This window comes from Thalassolituus sp. UBA3500 (assembly GCF_002377545.1).
Lineage (GTDB): Bacteria > Pseudomonadota > Gammaproteobacteria > Pseudomonadales > Oceanobacteraceae > Thalassolituus.
Genome location: NZ_DFQB01000028.1, coordinates 23,757 through 46,355 on the forward strand (window position 1 = coordinate 23,757; position 22,599 = coordinate 46,355).

Annotated in this window: 13 protein-coding genes; 9 read left to right on the forward strand and 4 right to left on the reverse strand. The window is 53.4% G+C overall.

Annotation, left to right across the window (positions count from 1 at the left end; genetic code table 11):
- The 4 genes from B2R29_RS06940 to glp form a co-directional block, all read left to right on the forward strand.
- The coding region (locus B2R29_RS06940) for an ATP-binding cassette domain-containing protein (RefSeq protein ID WP_301180379.1) at positions 1-970 on the forward strand (970 nt) is incomplete at its 5' end.
- 110 nt (positions 971-1,080) lie between these two features.
- Positions 1,081-1,449, forward strand: a complete 369-nt coding sequence (locus tag B2R29_RS06945) for a PilZ domain-containing protein (RefSeq protein ID WP_301180380.1) — start codon at positions 1,081-1,083, stop codon at positions 1,447-1,449.
- Positions 1,450-1,518: 69 nt separating this feature from the next.
- Positions 1,519-2,202 carry a fumarylacetoacetate hydrolase family protein gene (locus tag B2R29_RS06950; protein ID WP_301180381.1) on the forward strand — a complete coding sequence of 228 codons (684 nt, stop codon included), beginning with the start codon at positions 1,519-1,521 and terminating at the stop codon, positions 2,200-2,202.
- Positions 2,199-3,449, forward strand: a complete 1,251-nt coding sequence (gene glp / locus B2R29_RS06955; protein ID WP_301180382.1) for a gephyrin-like molybdotransferase Glp — start codon at positions 2,199-2,201, stop codon at positions 3,447-3,449. The genes B2R29_RS06950 and glp overlap by 4 nt, the downstream gene beginning before the upstream one ends.
- Before the next feature lie 85 nt (positions 3,450-3,534).
- Here glp and fdxA read toward each other — a convergent pair whose 3' ends face one another.
- Positions 3,535-3,864: a ferredoxin FdxA gene (fdxA, locus tag B2R29_RS06960; protein WP_068442541.1), complete on the reverse strand. Its 330-nt coding sequence runs from the start codon at positions 3,862-3,864 to the stop codon at positions 3,535-3,537.
- Positions 3,865-4,031: 167 nt separating this feature from the next.
- A complete protein-coding gene (mutS, locus tag B2R29_RS06965; RefSeq protein WP_301180383.1) occupies positions 4,032-6,611 on the reverse strand; it encodes a DNA mismatch repair protein MutS in 2,580 nt (859 codons plus the stop codon).
- Positions 6,612-7,021: 410 nt separating this feature from the next.
- Here mutS and B2R29_RS06970 point away from each other — a divergent pair, with 410 nt between their 5' ends.
- From B2R29_RS06970 to B2R29_RS06990, 5 genes are all read left to right on the forward strand, one after another.
- Positions 7,022-16,933 (forward strand): Ig-like domain-containing protein, encoded by a 9,912-nt coding sequence (locus tag B2R29_RS06970; protein WP_301180384.1) that lies wholly within the window; start codon positions 7,022-7,024, stop codon positions 16,931-16,933.
- Positions 16,934-17,025: 92 nt separating this feature from the next.
- Positions 17,026-17,511 (forward strand): CinA family protein, encoded by a 486-nt coding sequence (locus B2R29_RS06975; protein WP_301180385.1) that lies wholly within the window; start codon positions 17,026-17,028, stop codon positions 17,509-17,511.
- A gap of 151 nt (positions 17,512-17,662) precedes the next feature.
- Positions 17,663-18,694: a recombinase RecA gene (gene recA, locus B2R29_RS06980; protein ID WP_076515593.1), complete on the forward strand. Its 1,032-nt coding sequence runs from the start codon at positions 17,663-17,665 to the stop codon at positions 18,692-18,694.
- The gene (recX, locus tag B2R29_RS06985; RefSeq protein ID WP_301180386.1) at positions 18,675-19,157 is read left to right on the forward strand and encodes a recombination regulator RecX; all 483 of its coding nucleotides are present in this window, start codon (positions 18,675-18,677) and stop codon (positions 19,155-19,157) included. The genes recA and recX overlap by 20 nt, the downstream gene beginning before the upstream one ends.
- 138 nt (positions 19,158-19,295) lie before the next feature.
- On the forward strand, positions 19,296-20,351 hold the full coding sequence (locus B2R29_RS06990) for an AraC family transcriptional regulator (RefSeq protein WP_301180387.1): 1,056 nt from the start codon (positions 19,296-19,298) through the stop codon (positions 20,349-20,351).
- Here the strand turns inward: B2R29_RS06990 and B2R29_RS06995 are convergent.
- Positions 20,323-21,609 (reverse strand): NAD(P)/FAD-dependent oxidoreductase, encoded by a 1,287-nt coding sequence (locus B2R29_RS06995; protein WP_301180388.1) that lies wholly within the window; start codon positions 21,607-21,609, stop codon positions 20,323-20,325. The genes B2R29_RS06990 and B2R29_RS06995 overlap by 29 nt on opposite strands.
- Positions 21,610-21,731: 122 nt before the next feature.
- Positions 21,732-22,592 (reverse strand): alpha/beta fold hydrolase, encoded by an 861-nt coding sequence (locus B2R29_RS07000; RefSeq protein ID WP_301180389.1) that lies wholly within the window; start codon positions 22,590-22,592, stop codon positions 21,732-21,734.
- Positions 22,593-22,599: the final 7 nt, after the last annotated feature.

Below are 22,599 nucleotides of genomic sequence, written 5' to 3' on the forward strand. Positions count from 1 at the left end.
ACTCGACCGCGGCCACGGCATTCCTTATCAGGGCAACTACACCACCTGGCTTGAAGCGAAAGAAAAGCGATTAGAGCAGGAGAAGAAAGAAGAAGAAGCCCACACCAAAGCGATCAAGCATGAGCTGGAGTGGGTACGCAAAGGTGCAAAAGGTCGTCAGGCTAAGAGCAAAGCGCGCCTGGCTCGCTTCGAAGAAATGAACTCCCGTGAGTTCCAGACCCGTAACGAAACCAACGAAATCTACATTCCACCGGGTCCGCGTCTGGGCGACAAGGTCATCGAGTTCCACAACGTGACTAAGTCGTTCGGTGACCGCGTTCTGATCGATAATCTCGATTTCGCCGTGCCACCGGGTGCGATTGTCGGCATCGTCGGCGGTAACGGTGCAGGTAAGTCGACTTTGTTCCGTATGATTGCGGGTACAGAGCAGCCAGACTCAGGCGAAGTGGTCATCGGTGAGACCGTGAAGCTGGCCTTCGTTGAACAGCTTCGTGACGAACTCGATGACAGTAAAACCGTGTGGGAATCTATTTCTGACGGCCTCGACATGCTCGATATCAACGGCAAAGAGTACCCAAGCCGTGCTTATATCGGTCGCTTTAACTTTAAAGGTGGTGACCAGCAGAAGCGCGTCGGTGAGCTGTCTGGTGGTGAGCGAGGACGTCTGCAACTGGCGTATACGCTGAAGCAGGGCGCTAATGTACTGCTGCTCGATGAACCGTCTAACGACCTCGATGTCGAAACTTTGCGTGCGCTGGAAGAGGCCATTGATGCCTTCCCGGGTACCGTGATGGTGGTGTCGCACGACCGCTGGTTCCTGGATCGTATTGCGACCCACATTCTGGCGTATGAAGGCGACTCGAAAGTGACCTTCTTCGACGGTAACTACACTGAATACGAAGAGGATCGTAAAAAGCGCCTGGGCAGTGATGCGCAACCTAAGCGTATGAAATATAAACGTTTAGCCTGATAGTTCGGTCAGATCGCTGAAAAGTGACCTGACTGGAATAAATCGCATTCGCGAGCTTGCGGTTTTGCCATAACAGGCTAAACCTGTTGTATCCCAAACAGGAAACAACCATGGAACAACGACAAGCAAAGCGCGTTCACCTGTTTCAACGGGTTCAGGTAGACGACGGCACTCAGAAGCTTGAAACCTTCTGTCTGGATATCAGCATGCGAGGCATCCTGCTGGTCATACCAGAAAACGTCAGCTGGCAGCTGGAGCAATCGCTGAAGATCAGCCTGACGCTGGAAAACGGCGGTATTATTGATATGGACTGTTCTTTGGTTCATATCGATGATGATGTTGTAGGGTGTGCCTGCGATTCGATGGATTTCGAGAGTCAGGAAACTTTGCGAGGTGTACTTGAAAGCAGTCTTGAAGTGCCTTCTCAGGCAAACCGTGAACTTGCAGAACTGATTTCCTTTCCTGGCGGTAAATCCTGATTTTTAGCCCTGAGCAGTGATGAACCCCGGCGTGTTATAGTCGGGGTTTTACCTTGTTGCAGGTCGATTATGTTTACCCCTTCCCTTGATGGTGCGCCATTTTCATCGCCGGTTGGCAAGATTGTGTGCATTGGCCGTAACTATGCGGCACATACAGCAGAACTGAATAATCCGGTTCCCGACACCCCTGTTTTGTTTATTAAACCGGCCGATGCCGCATGCGACCTGCAGGCGCCGTTAAGCATTCCTCTGTCTCAGGGCGATGTGCATCACGAACTCGAAGTGGCGGTATTGATCGGCCAGAGGCTGACAGCTGCGTCTGAAGCTGATGTCGCTTCCGCGCTGGCCGGTATCGGTCTTGGGCTTGATCTGACCCTGCGGGATGTTCAATCCGTATTAAAAGAGAAAGGCCTGCCCTGGGAGCGCGCAAAAGCGTTCGACGGTTCGTGCCCTCTGAGCCCATTTGTATCTGCGGCGCGGGTATCTGACTGGCAGAACCTGAATTTCTCCTTGCATCGTAATGGTGCTCAGCAACAGTCAGGCAATAGTTCCGATATGCTGAATCCCGTTCTTTCTCTGATTGCTCATATGTCTCAGACTTTTACCCTGAACCCCGGCGATGTCGTCATGACGGGTACCCCTCCGGGGGTCGGGCCACTTGAAGCTGGCGATACTCTCGAACTGTCGTTAGAGGACTGGATATTGGTCACGACGAGCGTTTCGAGTCCAGATTCTGTGGAGGCCAAGTCATGAATCCTTGTGATCAGCCGGGATTAACTCCGGTCGATACAGCAATTGAGTATCTGTTATCGCAGGTAACGCCCGTTAGGGAGCAGGAGCTCTGCCCGCTTGAGCAGGCGTGTGGTCGTGTGCTGGCCAAGGACGTGATCAGCCCTGTGAATGTTCCCCCTGCGGATAACTCAGCCATGGATGGGTACGCTGTGAATCCTGGTTCTCTTGATAGTGGGCGTACGCCAATCGGTCTTTTCCGTCAGCGTGGCATCGTTCTGGCTGGTGAGGTCTTTGAAGGTGTACTCAGCGCTGGTGAATGCGTTCGTATTATGACCGGAGCCGTTGTTCCTGACGGCGCTAAGCTTGTGGTGATGCAGGAAAATACCGAGGTGGTGGATGCCGGTGTGCGGGTCGATCACCCGGAGTCTCTTCGCGACGGCGATAATATTCGTCGTGCCGGAGAGGATATCCGCCATGGCGAGGTTGTTCTGGCTGCAGGGCGTCGCCTGACCCCAGCTGATTGTGGTCTTCTCGCCAGCATTGGCATTGCTGATGTCGATGTTGTAAGACCGTTGCGAGTCAGTCTGTTAACTACAGGCGACGAGTTGGTAGCTCCAGGCAGTGAGTTACCTGCTGGAAAAATCTACGAGAGCAATTCCTTTGTATTGCGGCCGATTCTTGCGCGACTGGGTGCTGAGATATCTGCAGTTACTGCGGTGAGCGATACGCTTGAAGCTATTCAGGAAGCGCTGGAGACAGCCGCCGCGGATGCCGACATCATTATTACCAGCGGTGGCGTATCTGTCGGCGAAGCGGATTTTACCCGCACTGCGGTCGAGGCTCTGGGTAAGTTGGATCTCTGGAAGCTGGCGATGAAGCCGGGCAAACCGTTGGCGTTTGGGCGAATCGGCAAAACGCTCTTTCTGGGGCTGCCCGGTAACCCTGTATCGGCCCTAGTAACCCTACACCAGATCGGGCTGCCTGTGTTACGCAGCCTTTCTGGCGAGACGATATCTCCGCCTGTACGCATACCGGCTATTGCCAGCGAGCGCTTGAAAAAGCGTCCGGGTCGGGCGGATTACCAACGAGGCATTGCTGAATTACATGACGCTGGCCAGTGGCAGGTACGCAGTACAGGGCAGCAGGGCTCGGGAATTCTAAGTTCCGTCAGTAAAGCGAACTGTTTTATTGTGCTTGAGCAGGAGCGAGGCCATGTCGAGCCGGGCGAGACGGTGATGGTCGAAATGTTTGATCAATGGCTCAGCTGAAGTCGGATGTAGAGCGTGAAGAAAACAAAAAGCCCCGGCAACATGAGTTCCCGGGGCTTTTTTATGGTCAGGGCTGACCAGTGAATCAGCGTTCCAGATACTGGATCTTGTCTGGTACACCGTCCCATTCTTCTGCGTCTGGCAGAGGATCTTTCTGCTCAGTAATGTTGTTGTCAGCCCACTCTTCAGACAACTCAGCATTGAGTTCAATATACTGTTCCTGTCCTGCTGGAACTTCGTCCTCAGAGAAAATCGCTTCGGCAGGACACTCTGGCTCACAGAGTGCGCAGTCAATACACTCGTCCGGGTGAATAACGAGGAAGTTCGGGCCTTCGTAGAAGCAGTCTACCGGGCAGACTTCAACACAGTCTGTGTACTTACACTTAACGCAGTTATCGGTTACGACGAAGGTCATCTGATCTTCTCCTGAATCATCATTCGGGGCTCTTCGGCCCTGCTTATCACGGTTGCGGGTATTCTAGGTAGTCGGCGATGGTCAGGCAAGGCGCCGGGTCTTCTTTTGTTGGGGAAAATTCGGGAGACACCGTTCGGTTATACCGAACAATGCTCCTCATTTATCCTCTATATCAGGTCCTTCAATGAGTAGACCAGCTCCAGTGCCTGTCGCGGTGTCAGGTCATCCGGATTAACCTTTGCCAGTGCCTCTTCAGCCGGGCTGGGGCCTGCGGCAAAAAGATCGGACTGCATTGGTGCCGGTTCGCTGTTGCGCCCGGTTTTGATGGGTACGACAGGCGTGACTGGGCCTGTTTGCTGCTCGAGTTGTGCCAGTTGTTGACGGGCATTGGAGATAACGGCAGGTGGAACCCCCGCCAGCTGTGCGACCTGTAAGCCGTAACTCTGATTGGCCGGGCCTTCCTCCACACTGTGCAGAAAGATAATCCGCTCATCGTGCTCGGTCGCCTTAAGGTGAACATTGATGGTGTTGGTGTATTGCTCGGGCAGAGCGGTCATTTCGAAGTAATGCGTCGCGAACAGCGTAAAAGCTTCGGTATTCTCGGCGAGATGAGCGGCGGCTGCCCAGGCGAGGGACAGGCCATCAAAGGTTGAAGTGCCGCGTCCGACTTCGTCCATTAACACCAGGCTGTCGCACGTGGCGTTATGCAGGATATTGGCAGTTTCTGTCATCTCGACCATAAAGGTAGAGCGACCACCGGCGACGTCGTCAGCCGAACCCATGCGGGTGAAAATACGGTCGATGGGTCCGAGCTTGCAGAATTCAGCCGGTACGTAAGAGCCGATGTGTGCCAGCAAGGTGATCAGGGCAACCTGACGCATGTAGGTCGATTTACCGCCCATGTTCGGCCCGGTAATAATCTGCATGCGGCGTTCGCCATCCAGGCAGGTATCGTTGGCGACAAACGGATCGGTAATCAATGATTCGACCACCGGATGACGCCCCTGGCGGATATCAACCACACTGTCATCAACCAACTCCGGAGCATTAAGGCGGAGTGTCTCTGCCCGTTCCGCCAGGCAGGTAAGCACATCAAGTTCCGACAGGGCAGCTGCAGCTACCTGCAGTGGGATAAGGTCTTCAGCGAGGTCTGTGAGCAAGGCGTCGTAGAGCATTTTTTCACGGCTGAGTGCCCGTGCTTTCGCGCTCAGCGCTTTATCTTCGAATTCTTTCAGCTCCGGGGTGATAAAGCGTTCGGCGTTCTTCAGTGTCTGGCGACGGATATACTCGGTGGGCGCAGACTCAGACTGCGCCTTGCTGATTTCAATGTAGTAACCGTGCACACGGTTGTAACCCACCTTGAGGGTACTGATGCCTGTGCGTTCACGTTCGCGTTCTTCCAGTTTAACCAGATAGTCGCCTGCGTTCTCACTGAGGGAACGTAGTTCATCAAGCTCAGCGTCATAGCCTTCTGCGATGACACCACCGTCGCGGATAACGACCGGCGGGTTATCTATAATCGCTGCTTGTAAACGGCTCACCCATTGCGGAAATTCTGGGGCTCGCTCACAGATATCGGTTCCGAGGGGCGCTTCCAGTTCAGACAGCCGCTGACGTATGTCCGGAATAACCGCAAGTGCATCACGCAGCCTTGCAAGGTCGCGGGGACGGGCGGAGCCCAGGGCCACACGAGAGAGAATACGTTCAATATCACCGACCTGCTTAAGATGCTGATGCAGATCTTCATGCGCGTATTGTTGCAGGCATTGTGCGATCAGGTTTTGGCGAAGCCCCAGAATCGTATGATCGCGCAGCGGACGATTGAGCCAGCGGCGCAACAAGCGGCTTCCCATTGCAGTGGCTGTTTTATCGAGCACCCAGGCGAGCGTGTAGAGATTGTCGCCTTTCTGGTTGATGTCGATTTCGAGATTACGGCGGCTGGCCGGGTCGATGATGATGGCATCGTCTGGCTGCTCTACCGTTAAAGAACGAATATGGGGCAGGCTGTTGCGCTGCGTCTCTTGGGCATAGTTGAGCAGGGCGCCTGCGGCACGAATGGCTGTCTTCATGCCTTCGCAGCCAAAACCGCGCAGATCGCGGGTCTTCAACTGAGTCGTCAGCAGGCGCAGTGCCGTATCGGACTCATAATGCCATGGTGCTTGTTGGGTGGCACCGGCACGGTTGGCAACCGCCTCCGGAAAAATCTGATCTTCCGGCAGTAGCAATTCTGCCGGGCGGAGTCGTTCAATCTCTGCCAGTAGGGCATCCTCACCATCAACTTCAAACACACTGAAACGGCCAGATGAAATCTCAAGAACGGCAATGCCGTGGCGCTGTTGATGAGAGCACACAGAGACAAGCAGGTTATCCAGGTGCTCATCGAGCAGGGCTTCATCGGTCAGGGTGCCCGGCGTCAGAATACGCACAACTTTGCGCTCTACTGGGCCCTTGCTGGTGGCTGGGTCGCCAACCTGCTCTGCAATGGCAACCGATACGCCATTTTTAACCAGCTTCGCGATGTAGTTTTCTGCCGCGTGAAAGGGTACTCCAGCCATAGGAATGGGTTGTCCGCCACTCTGTCCACGGGCCGTCAGCGTAATATCGAGAATCTGCGCAGCGCGTTTGGCGTCATCGTAGAAAAGTTCGTAAAAGTCGCCCATTCGGTAAAACAGCAAGGTGTCCGGAAATTCAGACTTAATCTTGAAGTACTGCTGCATCATCGGGGTATGTGAAGACGCCTTGCTCATTCCTGTGTTTCCTTGGGCTTGAGGATGAGGGCGGATTGTACGGCAAACCTTTTTGATTCTGAAATGCGCTGCCGTACAAGGCGTACCGATACGACTGTCAACCCGCGGTAAAGCCACACAAAGACAATGTAACGGCAATGTAACTGAATGCGTTTTCAGGTATAAAAGCAATCATCAGAAATCTGTGACTGTCGAGGGCTTTATGTCCGGGGGACACACGTTTTATCACGATGTGATCAGATGGTCTGAAATGACAGCTTGTAAAGAAGAAGCGTGATCATCGCTCTGCCATGACAAGCTACAATTATGGAAATCAAAATAATACTGCGGCCGAAATGCCCAGCGGGCATTCGGTAACATTTGGAAAGTTGGCAGTATTCTAATTATTGAGCAATCGTAAGGACCCATAGATGTCCCGTTTTTTTAAGGCAAGTTGTATCGCCGCGTTGGCGTATGCCTCATCTCTTCACGCTGAAGAAGTGCTCCCACTCAGTAATTCACAAGTCACTGTTGATACCATGGCAGAGTTGCTTGCCGGGCCGGGCGTTTCGGTGTCTGGCGCAACATATTCGACAAGTTACCAGGTACGAACCGGGTGGTTTACTTACGTGTCGAACACTCAACAGGGCGGACAGTTCAGCGGATATAGCACTCTGTTTGGCAGTGCTTTTGATTCTGGCGTTATTCTCAGTACGGGGAATGTCGAATCGGTTGTTGGTTCGAATGACGCCTCAAACACCACAACAGCCTGGTCTAACAGTGCAGTAGATGACACTGATTTAGGTGATGGCCTTTACGACGTTGTTAAGTTCTCGTTCGACGTTGTTCCGGAAAATGACGTTTTAATTATCGACTTTATCTTCGGCTCGGAAGAGTACCTTGAGTATGTTGGCGACAGTTATAATGACCTTGCGCGCGTGCTGGTTAACGGTAACAACTGCGCACTTACGCCAGCGGGTGATGAAGTGCGGATTAATAATATCCACTCGCTGAATCTTCCTGCACCTGAGGGAGCTAACAACTATCCCAATAATACGGACGGCGTGAGCAACAGTGGTATCTATGTAGACAATACCAATAGTGGCATCAATACGGAGATGGATGGCTTCACGCGCAGGCTTTCCTGTCGTGTACCTGTGACTCCGGGTCAGAGCGTCAACGTCGTTACTGGCCTCGCAGATGTCAGTGATGCAGGTTACGATACCTGGATCTTTTTCAGAGCAGATAGTATACGTTCTGAGCCTATCAGTGATTATGGCGATGCCCCGGATAGTTACGGAACCTTGGCTTCATCGGGCGGTGCCGAGCACGACATCGTTGAAGGTGTGCATTTAGGGCCTGTAGGCTTGACAGGTGACGTTGATGGCTTTGTTGACGGAGTTGATGACTCTCAAGGTGGAGCCGTAGATGACGCAGACAATGCTTTAATTGATGTTCCGAATATCAGCCTTTCCGAGACGAGCTATAGTGTCACTTTTGCTGCTACCTCCATTAACGGCAGCAGTTCGGATGTCGTGGGGTGGATTGATTTTGACCGTGACGGGCAGTTTCAGCCGGATGAGGCGTCTACTTTAGCGCTGGTAGATAGTGATTCGTACGAAGTGCCGGTTACGCTGACCTGGAATGACATTGGAACAGCCGGCGCAGACGTTGTTGCTGGCCCAACATACCTCCGTTTACGTATTGCCAACCTGGGGCTTACAGCATCTACGCCGGCGGGGGCATTTGCTTCGGGTGAAGTCGAAGATTATTTCGTAATTATTTCGGACGGCATGAGCCCCTCTATCTCAGGTTTAACAAGGTTGAACCCGGCGGAGGAATTTACTAACTCAAGCGCCGTTACCTTCCGTGTCAGCTTTTCGGAATACGTTGAGAATATTGACACTACTGATTTCGTTACGACGCTCGGAACGATAGCGTCCGTAACGCCTGTTTCTGAAACCGTGTTCGATGTTACCGTTTCTAGTATTTCGGGAGCTAATGGCACACTGGCACTGTCCCTTTCAGACGCTCAGAACATTGTTGATGCTGAGGGCAATGCAGCTTCCGTCACACTCCCTGCTGATGCAGAAACCTACACGCTTGACCAGACCGCACCAGCCGCGCCTGTTGTCTCTTCCATCTCGGCCGACACTGGTTTATCCGACAGTGATCAGGTTACTAACGACACATCTCTGGTTTTCTCTGGTACTGCAGAAGCGGGAAGCACCGTTGCTGTTCGTATCGACGGTAATCAGGTCGCAACCGTGGTTGCCGATGCCAGTGGAAGCTGGTCGTATGATCACTCAGATACAGAGCTTGATGACGCGATATACTCAGTAACTGCAATCGCGACTGACAGTGCGGGCAATACCAGTGGCGAATCTGATTCATTGACTGTCGTCGTCGATACCGCCGCGCCTGCTCCTACGGCAATCACGGGTATCAGTGACGATACCGGGCGTTCGAACAGTGATGCTCTGACTAACGATACTACGCTGGTACTCACAGGGCAGGCGACTGCGAATCAGCGTATTTCAGTGTTTGTCGATGGCGGCTTTGCTGGTTTTGTGGACACCGACCCAACTGGGGCATGGGCCTATGATTACTCGTTCGTAAGCCTGAGTGACGGAGAGCATGTCTTTACGACGGTGGCGTCTGATATCGCGGGCAACACGTCGACGGAGTCAGCATACACAGTGACTGTCGATACCGAAGCCTCTGCAGCGCCTGTGATTTCAGCAATATCTGATGATACGGGTACGCCGGGCGATGGTATTACCAGTGACAATACTCTACGCATTCTGGGTACAGCAGAAGCGTTTGATGATGTGGTTGTTTCAATGGACGGTAGCGTCGTTGGCACTGTCCAGGCAGACGGTAATGGCGATTGGGTTTATGACAACCGGGCAGTCGTTCTGGACGACGGCAGCTATGTGATCACTGCCGTGGCAGTGGATGCTGCAGGCAATGGATCTGCTGTGTCTGATAATTACTCCATAACTGTTGATACGACGGGCCCTGTAACGCCAGCCATCACTGCAATCACCGATGATACGGGCGTTGCGGATGGCATTACTTCCGATGCGACTCTGCTTATCCGTGGTAGTGGCGGAGCTGACACCAGAATTACGGTCTTCCTCGATGGCGCTGCTATCGGAACCACGACTACCACGGCTGCGGGTAGCTGGACGTTTGATTACTCTGGCGTAGAGCTTACTGAAGGCACCTATCAGCTGACAGCCCAGGCAGAGAGTCTGGCAGGCCTGATGAGTCCTCTTTCTGTGGCTTACTCTCTTATCGTGGATCAGACAGCACCGGACGCACCGCTGGTTTCTTCTGTGACTGAAGATACTGGCATCGCCGGGGATCAGGTCACTTTTGATAACACGCTGATTCTGAGTGGCACCGCAGAAGCGGGAGCCGATCTTGATATCCGGATTGATGGCGCTCTCGTCGGTATGGTGAAGGCGAACGCTAGTGGAGATTGGACGTTCGACTATTCCGGGATCGTGCTGGCGGATGGTTCGCATCAGATCACTGCCATCGCCACTGACATCGCAGGTAATCAGAGCAACGAGTCGTCAGCACTTGTGTTGGTTGTTGATACGCAGGCACCTGATGCGCCTATCGTCAGTGGCATTCTTGATGATACCGGCGCATCGGCTGCCGACGGCGTGACGTCAGACAACGTTGTTGTGTATGTGGGAACGGCAGAAGCGGGCAGCGATATTGATATCCTGCTGGATGGTAGCGTTATTGGTTCGACTCAAGCGGGTGACGCGGGTCAATGGCAGTTTGATAGCGCTCCGCAGGCGTTGCCAGATGGCACGTATCAGGTGATTGCGCGAAGTCGAGATTTGGCTGGTAACCAGTCAGACAGTCAGCCTTTGCAGCTTGTCATTGATACCACTGTGCCAGCGCCAGCGACTCTCGCGGGTATCAGTGATGATACGGCGACGCCAAATGATCGTATTACGGCGGATAACGAACTGATTATTTCGGGTTCGTCGGAGCCATCAAGCCAGATCGAGGTCTTTGTCAATGGTAATCCTGCGGGCGTTGTTGCGGCTGACGAAGCGGGCCAGTGGCAGCTGGATTACACCGACGTCGCTCTGACGGACGGCGAGTATCAGATCACAAATCAGGTCACTGACCTGGCTGGCAATACCGGCGTTGTTTCTGCGCCTGTTCTGGTCGTGGTCGATACGACCACGCCAGAAGCGCCTTCCATTACTGGGATTTCAGGCGACACAGGCGCCGACAGCAACGACGGCCTGACCTCTGATAATAGTCTGGTGATCAGCGGTACAAGTGAGCCGGGAGCAGAGATTAACATTTATCGTGATGGTAGCCTGATCGGCAACGTTATCGCCAATGCGTCCGGTGAGTGGAGTCTCGACTATGGGCAGACCGCACTGGATGATGGTGAGTATTCACTGACGGCCACTGCCACGGATGCCGCGGGTAACCTCTCTGGATTGTCAGAGTCGTTCGCTATTACGATTGATACCATTGATCCGGTTGAGCTGTCGCTTACCCAGGATGGCACCACGATTGTGGATTATACGCCGGAGCTGTCTGGTAATGCAGAAGCAGGAACTCAGATTACAGTATCCGTGAATGGCAATGATTACGAAACCAGCGCAGATACGAATGGCCTCTGGAGCATTACCCTTGTCGATGCGCTGGATAACGGTAGCTATCCAGTGACCGTGGTGTCTGAAGATGGGGCAGGAAATACGCGCGAAATCATTGGCCAGATCACCATTGAAGTGCTGGTCAGCGCTGACAATTCATCCACCTCTGCAACGCCTTTGTCGGTTCCTGCCGATGGTTCTTCTGCATCAGTAATCAAGGTCATTGTTCGTGACACTGCAGGCGACATAGTGACTGAGGTACCGGCCGAGTTCACCACGGATCTGGGGGCACTCTCTGCCGTGACAGATCAGGGCAACGGTGTTTACACCGTTGAACTGACTTCGCTTTTTGAGGTGGGCACTGGGACGGTATCCATCAGTGCTGCAGGCGAAGCTCTGACGCCAGTGATGATTGAATTCTTTGCTGCAGACGGTGATGGCGATGGCCTGACCGACCTTGATGAAGACAGAAATGGCGATGGCGATCCAACCAACGACGACCTCGATCGCGACGGCACACCAGATTACCTTGACGACGACGATGATGGTGATGGCCGTACGACGGAAGAGGAAGATGTTAATGGTGACGGCGATCCAACCAATGACGATAGCGATGGCGATGGTATCCCGGACTATCTAGACCGTGATGACGACAGTACCGATGGTACCAACGACAGCGATGATGACGGCATCCCGGATACCGTTGAATGTCCGGATGGCATTCCTTGTCAGGACAGTGATGCGGACGGTATCCCGGATTACATGGATGAAGACGACGACAACGATGGCATTCTGTCAGCCGAAGAAGGCGGCGAGCGCGACTCTGATGCAGACGGCATGCCCGACTTCCGTGATGAAGACGATGACAACGATGGCATTCTGACGCGCGACGAAGACCTGAACGACGACGGTGATTTCACCAATGACGATCAGGACAGCGATGGCATCCCTGCGTACCTTGATCCGAACGACGCGGATGACACTAATGCAGGCGACAGCGACTCTGATGGAATTCCTGATGATGTCGAGTGTGCTTCCGGGCACCCATGTACTGACATCGATAACGATGGCATCCCCGATTTCGCTGACGCCGACGACGATGCTGATGGTATCCCGACGCTGAGCGAAGGTTCAAATCGTGACACCGATGGCGATGCTGTTCCTGATTATCTGGATCGCGATGATGATGGCGATGGCATCGCCACAATTGACGAAGATAGCAATACCGATGGCGACGCGAATCCTGCGACGACGCCGGGGCCGGATGCAGACAATGACGGAATCCCAGCGTATCTGGACCCTAACGACAGCCTGACGGCGGCGCCTGGTGATGCTGACGATGACGGCATCACAGATGATCGTGAATGTGCTTCTGGTCTGCCGTGCCGTGATAGCGACAACGATGGTCGTCCGGACTATATGGATTCAGACGATGACAACGATGGAATTCCTACCCGTACTGAAGGCGCCGAAACCGACTCTGATGGTAACGGTGTCGAAGATTATCTTGATAATGACGATGATGGTGATGGCACTCTGACCCGCGATGAAGATGCTGACACAGATCTTGATGGGAATGCCGCGACCAATCCGGGCCCGGATGCAGACAGCGATGGTATACCAGCGTATCTCGATCCTAACGATGGTGAGGCTGGAGTAGGTGATTCGGATGGCGATGGTATCGCGGACAACACCGAGTGTGGTACCGCGTTACCGTGCCAGGATACCGACTTCGACGGCATTCCTGATTTCCGCGATGAAGACGATGACGGGGACAGCATTCCAACCACTCAGGAAGCGCCGGGGCGTGATACCGACGGAGATAATATCCCGGATTACCTCGACGCTGATGACGACGGTGATGACATTCCAACACCGACGGAAGATGCGAATACTGACCTCGATAACAATGCGGCGACCAATGCCGGACCTGATTCAGACGGTGACGGCATTCCGGCCTACCTCGACGCTAACGACGGTGTAAGTACGTCACCGGGCGACGGCGATGGAGACGGTATTCCAGACAACATTGAGTGCCCGACAGGGGTTCCTTGTATCGATCGTGATTTCGATGGCGTGCCGGATTACATGGATGCCGATGACGACGGCGATGGTATACCGACTGCAGACGAAGACGCGGACCTGGATGGCGACGGCAACCCAGCCACCAATCCAGGGCCTGACGGCGACGATGACGGCGTGCCTGATTACCTTGATCCTGACAGTACCGATGACGATGGCGATGGCCTGACCAATCTGGAAGAGGACGCCAATGGCGATGGTAATCCGGATAACGATGACCTCGATCGAGACGGTATTCCTGACTACCTCGACCCTGACGATGATGGCGATGGCCGTACAACGGCCGAAGAAGATCTGAACGGGAATGGCAATCCGCGCGACGATGATGCAGACGGTGACGGCATTCCAGCGTATCTGGACCCGAACGACGAACTGAACGGCTCGCCGGGTGATGCTGATGGCGACGGTATCTTCGATGATCTTGAGTGTGACACTGGGTTCCCATGCCGGGATACCGATGGTGATGGCCTGCCTGATTATCTTGATGCTGATGACGACAACGATGGTGTGCCAAGCAGCATTGAGGGTTATGAGCGCGATACGGATAACGACGGTATACCAGACTTCCGCGACGCTGATGACGACGGCGATGGCGTGAATACACGCAGTGAAGACGATGACACCGATGGCGACGGTAATCCATCAACTCAGGCAGGCCCTGATTTCGATGAGGATACTATTCCAGCGTATCTGGACCCGAATGACAGCGACATCAGTGGGCCGGGTGACAGTGATAATGACACCCTGTCAGACCTTGCAGAGTGTCAGTCAGGCGCGCCATGTAAAGACACCGACCAGGACGGTCAGCCGGACTACTACGATCCGGATGACGACAATGATGGTCGTATGACCCGTGCCGAAGATCCGAACGACGATGGCAATCCGGCGAATGACGATACCGATGGTGATGGTATTCCTGACTACCTGGATCGTGACGATGACGGCGATGGCGTTCTATCCGATGAAGAAGGTAACGGTGACGCTGATAGCGACGGCATTCCGGATTATCTCGACCCGGATGGCAGCACAGCGTCAGGAACCGGCGGTGATTCTGATGGCGATGGAATTAATGACATTACAGAGTGCCCGACTGGTATCCCGTGTCGTGACACTGATGGTGATGGCACACCTGACTACGCCGATGACGACGACGACAATGACGGGCGTCCAACTCTGGAGGAAGGTCCGAACCGAGATACCGATGGTGATGGCATACCGGATTACCGTGATGAAGATGACGATAACGATGGGTTCAACACCATAGACGAGGGCACTGGTGACAGTGACGGTGATGGTATTCCGGATTATCTCGATCCATCCGCTGGCGATTCAGACGAAGATGGAGTTCCAGATGGTGCCGAGTGTCCGGACGGTGTTCCGTGTCGTGATACAGACGCCGATGGCGTTCCGGACTATCTCGACGAGGACGACGACGGTGATGGCATTCCTTCCATTGAGGAAGACCTGGGCGCGGATGGCAATCCTGTGAACGATGACACCGATGGTGACGGACAACCGGACTATCTGGATCGCGATGACGACAATGATGGTGTGCCGACGGATGACGAGCAGGGGCTGGATGCCGATAACGACGGTATCCCAGACTACCTCGATCCGGATGACAGTAACGAAGCCATGACTCCGGATGGTAGCGGTGATAGTGATCGCGACGGCGTGAGTGATGCCCGTGAGTGTCTGACCGGTATTCCTTGCCCAGACAGCGATGGAAACGGTGCTCCGGATTACCTGTCTGAGGATGATGACGGAGACGGTATTCCGACCGTGGACGAAGATCGCAATGGTGACGGTGATCCGTTGAACGACGATACCGATAATGACGGACGTCCAGACTACCGCGATCCTGACGACGACGGTGATGGTGTACCGACCGCAGAAGAAAATGAGGGCGACAGCGACTTTGATGGTATTCCGGATTATCTGGACCCGTCAGGTGGTGACTCGGACCGTGATGGCATCAGTGATGCTATTGAGTGTCCGGGGCTGATTCTCTGTTGGGACAGTGATGGCGATGATTTGCCGAACTTCCGCGATCCGGACGATGATGGCGATGGCGTTGCGACGGCATTTGAGGATGCCGACGGCGATGGTAATCCACGCAATGACGATACCGACAATGACGGTATCCCTGACTACCTTGATCCTGATGACGACAACGATGGCATCCTCACCAGCGAAGAAGGTGGCACAGGTGACGCCGATGACGACGGCATCCCGGATTACCGTGACCCGGACAGCAACAATGCTGCAGGTATGCCGGATGGTTCGGGCGACTCTGACGGTGATGGCATCAGTGACCGTCAAGAGTGCGGTACTGGCGTTGCATGTGCGGACTCCGATGGCGATGGTACGCCAGATTACATGCAGGTACCGGATGCCGAGCAGGCCCCTGAGCTGGTGGAGAATATCGTACCGGGTAAAGGGGAAGTGAATGCATCATTACCAGGCCTTGGTAGTCAGAGCCTGCTCTGGACATTGCTCAGCCTGCCGTTGGTGCTGATGCGCCGCGGAGCACGTAGACGCTCGCTTCTGAAGCCCGGTGCGTCACTCGTGTTCGCGATACTCACAATGTTGCCGCTGACCTCACAAGCCTTTGAATCGGAGGAGACGTACGTTGGTTTCGGGTTGGGGGTCAGCCGTCTGACACCGGGAACCAGCGATAGCGTCTATGACAACGTCGATGACTCCGGAGTGGGTTTTCAGTTGTTCGGTGGTTATCGCCTGAAAGAAGACCTCTCGGTTGAATTGCATTACACCGATCTCGGGAATGCAGTGCTTGAGGACGGTGATACAGGGGATGAATCTGACTTCGGTTACAGTGCTCTTGGCGCCGCATTGCACTGGTACCCCTGGCAGACCAGTTGGAACGGCAAAAACTCGCTGAACGCCTATCTTGAAGCTGGTCTGGCATCACTATCAACAGACTCTGACGTCGACTACAGCAAGGAAGCATCCATGGCTCTGGGGCTCGGCATAGGAATCGAGTACAGCTTCAAAGACAGTTGGACGGCGCGAATTTCAGGGCAGTCATTCACACGTGATGCTCACTTTGTGGGGCTGTCCGTTATGAAACGCTTTGGCACAAGTGAGCCGGTGCCGCAGCGTCGTCGGGTAGTTAAGCCGCGCCCATTGCCTAAGCCAGAACCCGTTCGTGAGCGGGTAGTCATCATGGCTGATAGCGATGACGACGGAATTGTCGATGATATTGATGATTGTCCGGGGACGCCTGCAGGCATGTCAGTGAACCACCGTGGATGCTCCGTACTGGATGCTCGCCTCGATGGTGTTTACTTTGCCAGCGGATCAGCCGAACTGACGCGCGGTGCAACCCGTGTTCTTGAGAAGGTCGCAGATACCTTGCTGGAGTACCCGGATGCCCGAATTGAAATTGGCGCTTATACCGACTCCCTCGGTGCAGCAGCAAATAACCAGCGCCTGTCAGAGCGCAGAGCGAACGCTGTGATGCAGTATCTGGTTAATATGGGCATTCAACCTATGCGTCTGGAGGCTCGAGGTTACGGCGAAGAAGACCCTATCGCCAGTAATGATACACCGCAGGGGCGCGCCGAAAATCGCCGTGTAGAAATTCGCGTAATTAAGTAGCCTGAGAATGACAGAACAGACATGCCAGGAGAGCATGTCTGTTCTCATTTCATCTGATATCCTGTGCCTCAGATACTGACGCCGGAAATATCATGCCCGCCATTGCCGATCTTCTGAGTGAACTGTCAGCACAGTTGTTAGCCCGCAAACTCAAGCTTGTCACCGCAGAATCCTGTACCGGAGGATTGATCGCTTCAGCCTGTACCGACCTGGCGGGAAGCAGTCAGTGGTTTGAGTGTGGCTTTGTCACCTATTCGAATGCAGCCAAAGAGCGCGATCTTGGTGTGCCCGCAGAAATATTGAATTCATACGGTGCGGTGAGTGAAGAAACCGTGAAAGCCATGGTGAAAGGCGCTGCGCGGTATGGAGACCTGAGCATCGCAGTCAGTGGTATCGCTGGCCCCGGTGGCGCTGTCGCGGGTAAACCCGTGGGTACCGTATGGATTGGCTGCGGCAGTGAGGAAGTTCAGCGAATAACCCTCTTTCAGTTTGACGGTGACCGGGACGCGGTCCGCCAGCAGTCTGTAGCAAAAGCGCTCGAGATGTTGCTGGAGTTCGTTAATGACGCCGCTCATTGATATTCACTTAAGTAAAAAAGTACTGAACAAATAACCAGTGTTTTGTTGACATTAGAAAACGCTGTGATTAAATACTGGTTAAATCTACAGTGATCAAAGATTGCTGGACAATATTCCTGATTAACGACTGAATACGACCAAGGAACCGACCATGGATCAGAACAAACAGAAAGCTCTGGATGCAGCCCTGGGCCAGATCGAACGCCAGTTCGGTAAAGGTGCCATCATGAAAATGGGTGAGCAGCCACGTGAAGCGATTCCGGCAATCTCCACAGGTTCTTTGAGTCTGGATATTGCGCTCGGTATTGGTGGTCTGCCAATGGGTCGTATTGTCGAAATCTACGGCCCGGAAAGCTCTGGTAAAACCACGATGTGTCTGTCTGCGATGGCTCAGGCACAGAAAGCGGGTAAAACCGTGGCAATTATTGATGCCGAACATGCGCTCGATCCACTGTATGCTGAAAAGCTGGGCATCGACCTGGATAGCCTTCTGGTCTCGCAGCCTGACACAGGCGAACAGGCACTGGAAATCTGTGACAGTCTGGTGCGTTCAGGCGCTGTTGACGTGATCGTCGTTGACTCTGTGGCGGCCTTGACGCCGAAGGCAGAGATTGAAGGTGAGATGGGTGATAGCCACGTTGGTCTGCAGGCTCGATTGATGTCTCAGGCGCTGCGTAAAATTACCGGTAACGTAAAAAATGCCAACTGCCTGGTTATCTTCATTAACCAGATTCGTATGAAAATCGGTGTTATGTTCGGCAGCCCAGAGACCACGACTGGCGGTAACGCACTGAAGTTCTACTCCTCTGTTCGCCTGGATATTCGCCGTACAGGCTCTGTAAAACAAGGTGATGAAATCGTCGGTAACGAAACGCGCGTTAAGGTGGTGAAGAACAAGGTATCTCCACCATTTAAGCAGGCAGAATTCCAGATCATGTACGGAAAAGGGATTTACCACATGGGTGAAGTTATTGATCTGGGCGTGAAGTGCGGTATTGTCGAGAAATCAGGCGCCTGGTACAGCTATCAGGGCGATAAGATCGGACAGGGCAAAGCGAACGCATCCCAGTACCTTGAGGATCATCCAGAGATGGCCGCTGACATCGAAGGTCAGATCCGTGCACAGCTTTTGAATGTACCATCAGAGCAGCCAGAGTCTGAGGATGCAGAAGCCGAAGCCTGAGCCTCTTGACTATGCTGGACTGAAACACGCGGCGGTAGATCTGCTCTCCCGCCGTGATTACTCTCGCCACGAACTGTGGCGAAAGCTCTCTCCTAAGGCAACTTCTGCCGACGACCTTGAACAGGTATTAGACGAACTTGCTGAAAGTAAGTGGCAGTCTGACGAGCGCTTTGCATCTATGTTTGTCCGTTCCCGCGCATCTCGTGGAGTAGGTCCTATGAGGCTGAAGCAAGAGTTGAAGGAAAAAGGTGTCGATGGTCAAACTGTCTCTTCTGCGTTTGAAGAGTCCGAGGAAAATTGGCACGAGAAAGCGCTTGAGGTGGCCCAAAGAAAGGCGCGTTCCATTGGTATTGATAGTCCCGATTTTAAAGCGAAGCTTTGGCGCTTTCTGTCATATCGCGGCTTCAGTAGCGATCAAATCAGCTCCGCCATCGACACCTTACTGCATGAAAGCTCTGAGTAATTCAGTTTATAGACGTAAATTCGTGCCTAACCGGGCAGTGTCGCCTCAGTCTATTGACTCAGATGGCGCAGGTACGGAACATTCGAGTTTGGCAGAAAAAGAACAAACGTTAACTGTCTGATTGTTCATAGGATTCGAATGTTGGGGAAGGATATGGCGCCGACTGCTCAGGTCGATATTGTACTGGTACAGCACCTGCTGAATTACTGGAACGGCCGCGGCGTGGATATGAATCAATTGTGGCCTATCCTGCGGATAGACCCAGAACTTCCACTTCCACGGTGGGTTGATACAGATCGTGTTGCAGATGCATACGATTTCGTCGCGCGTTTTCTTAATGATGAACTGCTGGCCTTTGACCTCGGTAACTATATGGCGCGCCGGGAGATGCCTTTGCAACGACTTCTGCGTTGCGCTCCGTCGCTACGCAAAGGTATCGAGGCTCTGATTCCGTATGTGTACCTGTCGACAGGCAGTCTACGCTACGAGATTGATACCTCTCAGAGCGATATAGTGCTCATTTCTGTAGAACGTCACCCAGAGCGCCATGTGTCGCCTCTGCAACTATCTGCCGCCGTGGTTATTATGGCTGGCGTTTGCCGTGATGCGTTGGGCGAAAGCTTTGAAGCTGAAGATCTCTGTATGCATCTCCCACAGAGTGAAATCGTGGATGCCGCAAAAGCGACCGATATTACCGGAATTCAGGTCGCGGCGACTGACGGCTTTTACATGCTGGAGATCAGTCAGGTGGCATGGAACCGGGCGGGACCCGATCCTCAGCCTGTGCTTTTCAAAAGTGTTCAACGTGAATTAATCCGCCAGGATCAGAGGTTCCGTGAACACCTGGCACTTTATTCTGAACTGAAAGATATTCTTGAAATGTGCCTGATCCGCAGAAATGTTTCTCAAGAAGGCGTCGCAGACCAGTTGGGAATCAGCGTGCGCAATCTTCAACGACGCTTGCGGGCTCTGGGGACTACTTATCAGAACTTATTAGACGAGGCGCGTCAGGGGCTTTCAATGAAACTTATCTGCGAAGGCGATATGCCTTTGTATGAGGTCGCTTATAAAGTGGGTTACACGGAGCCAAGTGCATTCTATAAAGCGTTCAGACGTTGGACTGGGTCAACGCCCGGCGATTACCGCCAGGCGTATCTTTCAACGATTAATGCAATTTCAACCGAGGACGAATAACTTTATTGATGTGTCCAACCAGCGTTAGCAGCAGGGTATGCCAATACCCGTGTAACGCAACCTGATGCAACCGATAAAGTGATACGTAGACCAGGCGTGCTAAGCGCCCCTCGATCATCATCGAACCTTTGGTGAGGTTCCCCATCAGGCTTCCAACCGTACTGTAGCGGCTGAGTGAAACCAGAGAGCCTTTGTCTTTGTAAACGAAATCCGGCATCGCTTTGCCCTTGTGGCGTGCACTCAGCGCTTTTACCAGGTGAGAAGACTGTTGATGAGCGGCTTGTGCGCGCGGTGGTACAGGCTTACCGGTTGCCTGATCAATCACGCTGCAGCAGTCACCCAGTGCAAAAATATCGTCGTCCTCTGTCTGCAGGCTGTTGTTTACCACAAGTTGATTGGCGCGGTTAGTCTCCAGCCCAAATTCTTTCATGAACTCAGGGGCTTTTACGCCTGCTGCCCAGACCCGGATCACCGCCGGAATCTGTTCGCCTGATTTATTCACAAAACCTGACTCCGTGACTTCGGTGATCATGGTCGACGTCAATACCTCAACCCCGAGTGATTCAAGCTCGCGAGTCGCGGCTGCGGATAGCCGCGGTGGTAGTGCCGGTAGAATTCGCTCACCGGCTTCGATTAAGCGCACCTTAAGTTGTTCTGGCGAGACATTCTTAAGACCGTACGAGGCCATGACCTCGGCGGTGTTGTACAGCTCGGCTGAAAGTTCTACGCCGGTTGCCCCCGCGCCAACAATCGCTACCTCAAGAGGGCGTGGTTCTTCAAGGTTGCTGCAGCGCAGAAACTCGTTAAGCAGTAATTTATGGAAGTGCTCGGCTTGATCCCGGCTATCCAGAAAAATACAGTGCTCTGCAGCGCCTTTCGTGCCGAAGTCGTTTGTGACACTTCCCAGCGCCATAACCAGGGTGTCGTAATCAACCGTTCGTTCGGGCAGCACTTCCTTGCCATTCTCATCGAGCATTGCCTGAAGAATAATGCGCTTATTGTCACGCTCTAAGCCGCTCATTCGTCCGATCTGAAAATGGAACCCGTGTTTTTTACCATGAGCTCGGTAGTTCAGTTCATCAATCCCCGAGTCCAGTGCGCCTGTGGCTACTTCGTGCAGTAATGGTTTCCAGAGGTGGGTTGGCGTGGCGTCAATTAACACGACTTCAGCCTTCTTTTTACGGCCGAGCTTGCGCCCAAGTTGAGTCGCTAATTCCAGTCCACCTGCGCCGCCGCCGACAATGACGATTCGTTGCATGGAGTACTCCCTATATATGAAATTGGCAGCATTATACGGGGAAACGGGAAAAAAGTCGGAGAATTGTGGCGGTTAACGACCCCCTTCTGTTAAAAGGAGGTTATTAGCCGCGCAACAAGAAATCAGGCTGGATGAGCAGAGAAGTGCTCAAGCAGGCGTTCAGAAACTTCGTCAGGCTTGTCGTGTGCAAGCCAGTGCGTCGCGTCCGGATAGGTTGTCAGTGAGCCATTTTCGAGAAACTTTTCACTGTCTCTCGCCATATCAAGTGTCAGAGCGAGGTCATGTTCACCCCAGAGAATCTGCGTCGGCGTTTTAATTTGATCGCCTTTTTTCGATTTGGGCTGGCTGCGCATCGCTGAGCGATAGTAGTTAACCATGGCACGCATCGCACCGGGGATTCGCCAGTGTTTTTGTAGCTCACGGAAATCTTCGTCGCTGTAACTGCCTTTATTCGACGTGCGCTTCAGGATATCCCGGAAAAAGAAGAACTTATTAAACGGCAAGGTCAGCTCAGGCAGACGCGGAATCTGAAAGTAAAAGACGTACCAGCTCTTCAGCATTTGTATCGGACTTTTACGTAACGTCCCAAGAAATACGGAAGGGTGAGGGACGTTCAGAATACTCAGGCTGGCCAGCTGTTCAGGTTTATTCAACGCGAACCACCAGGCGACCATGGCCCCCCAGTCGTGCCCGACGAGGTGAACTTTCTCGACGCCGGCGAAGCGGCGGATGGCGTCGACATCTTTAATCAGCTCATCGACGTGGTAGTCGCTCACGTCGGCAGGTTTGGATGAGTGTCCGTAGCCGCGCATATTGGGCACAAATACGCGATAACCGGCGTCTGCTAAAACAGGGATCTGGTGTCGCCAGGTACTCCAACATTCCGGAAATCCATGCAAAAGAATGACGACGTCACCGTCAGCAGGCCCTGCGTGCCGGGTTTCCAGTCCTATCGGGCCGTTATAAATGTGGGTAGTGTCCATGATGCCT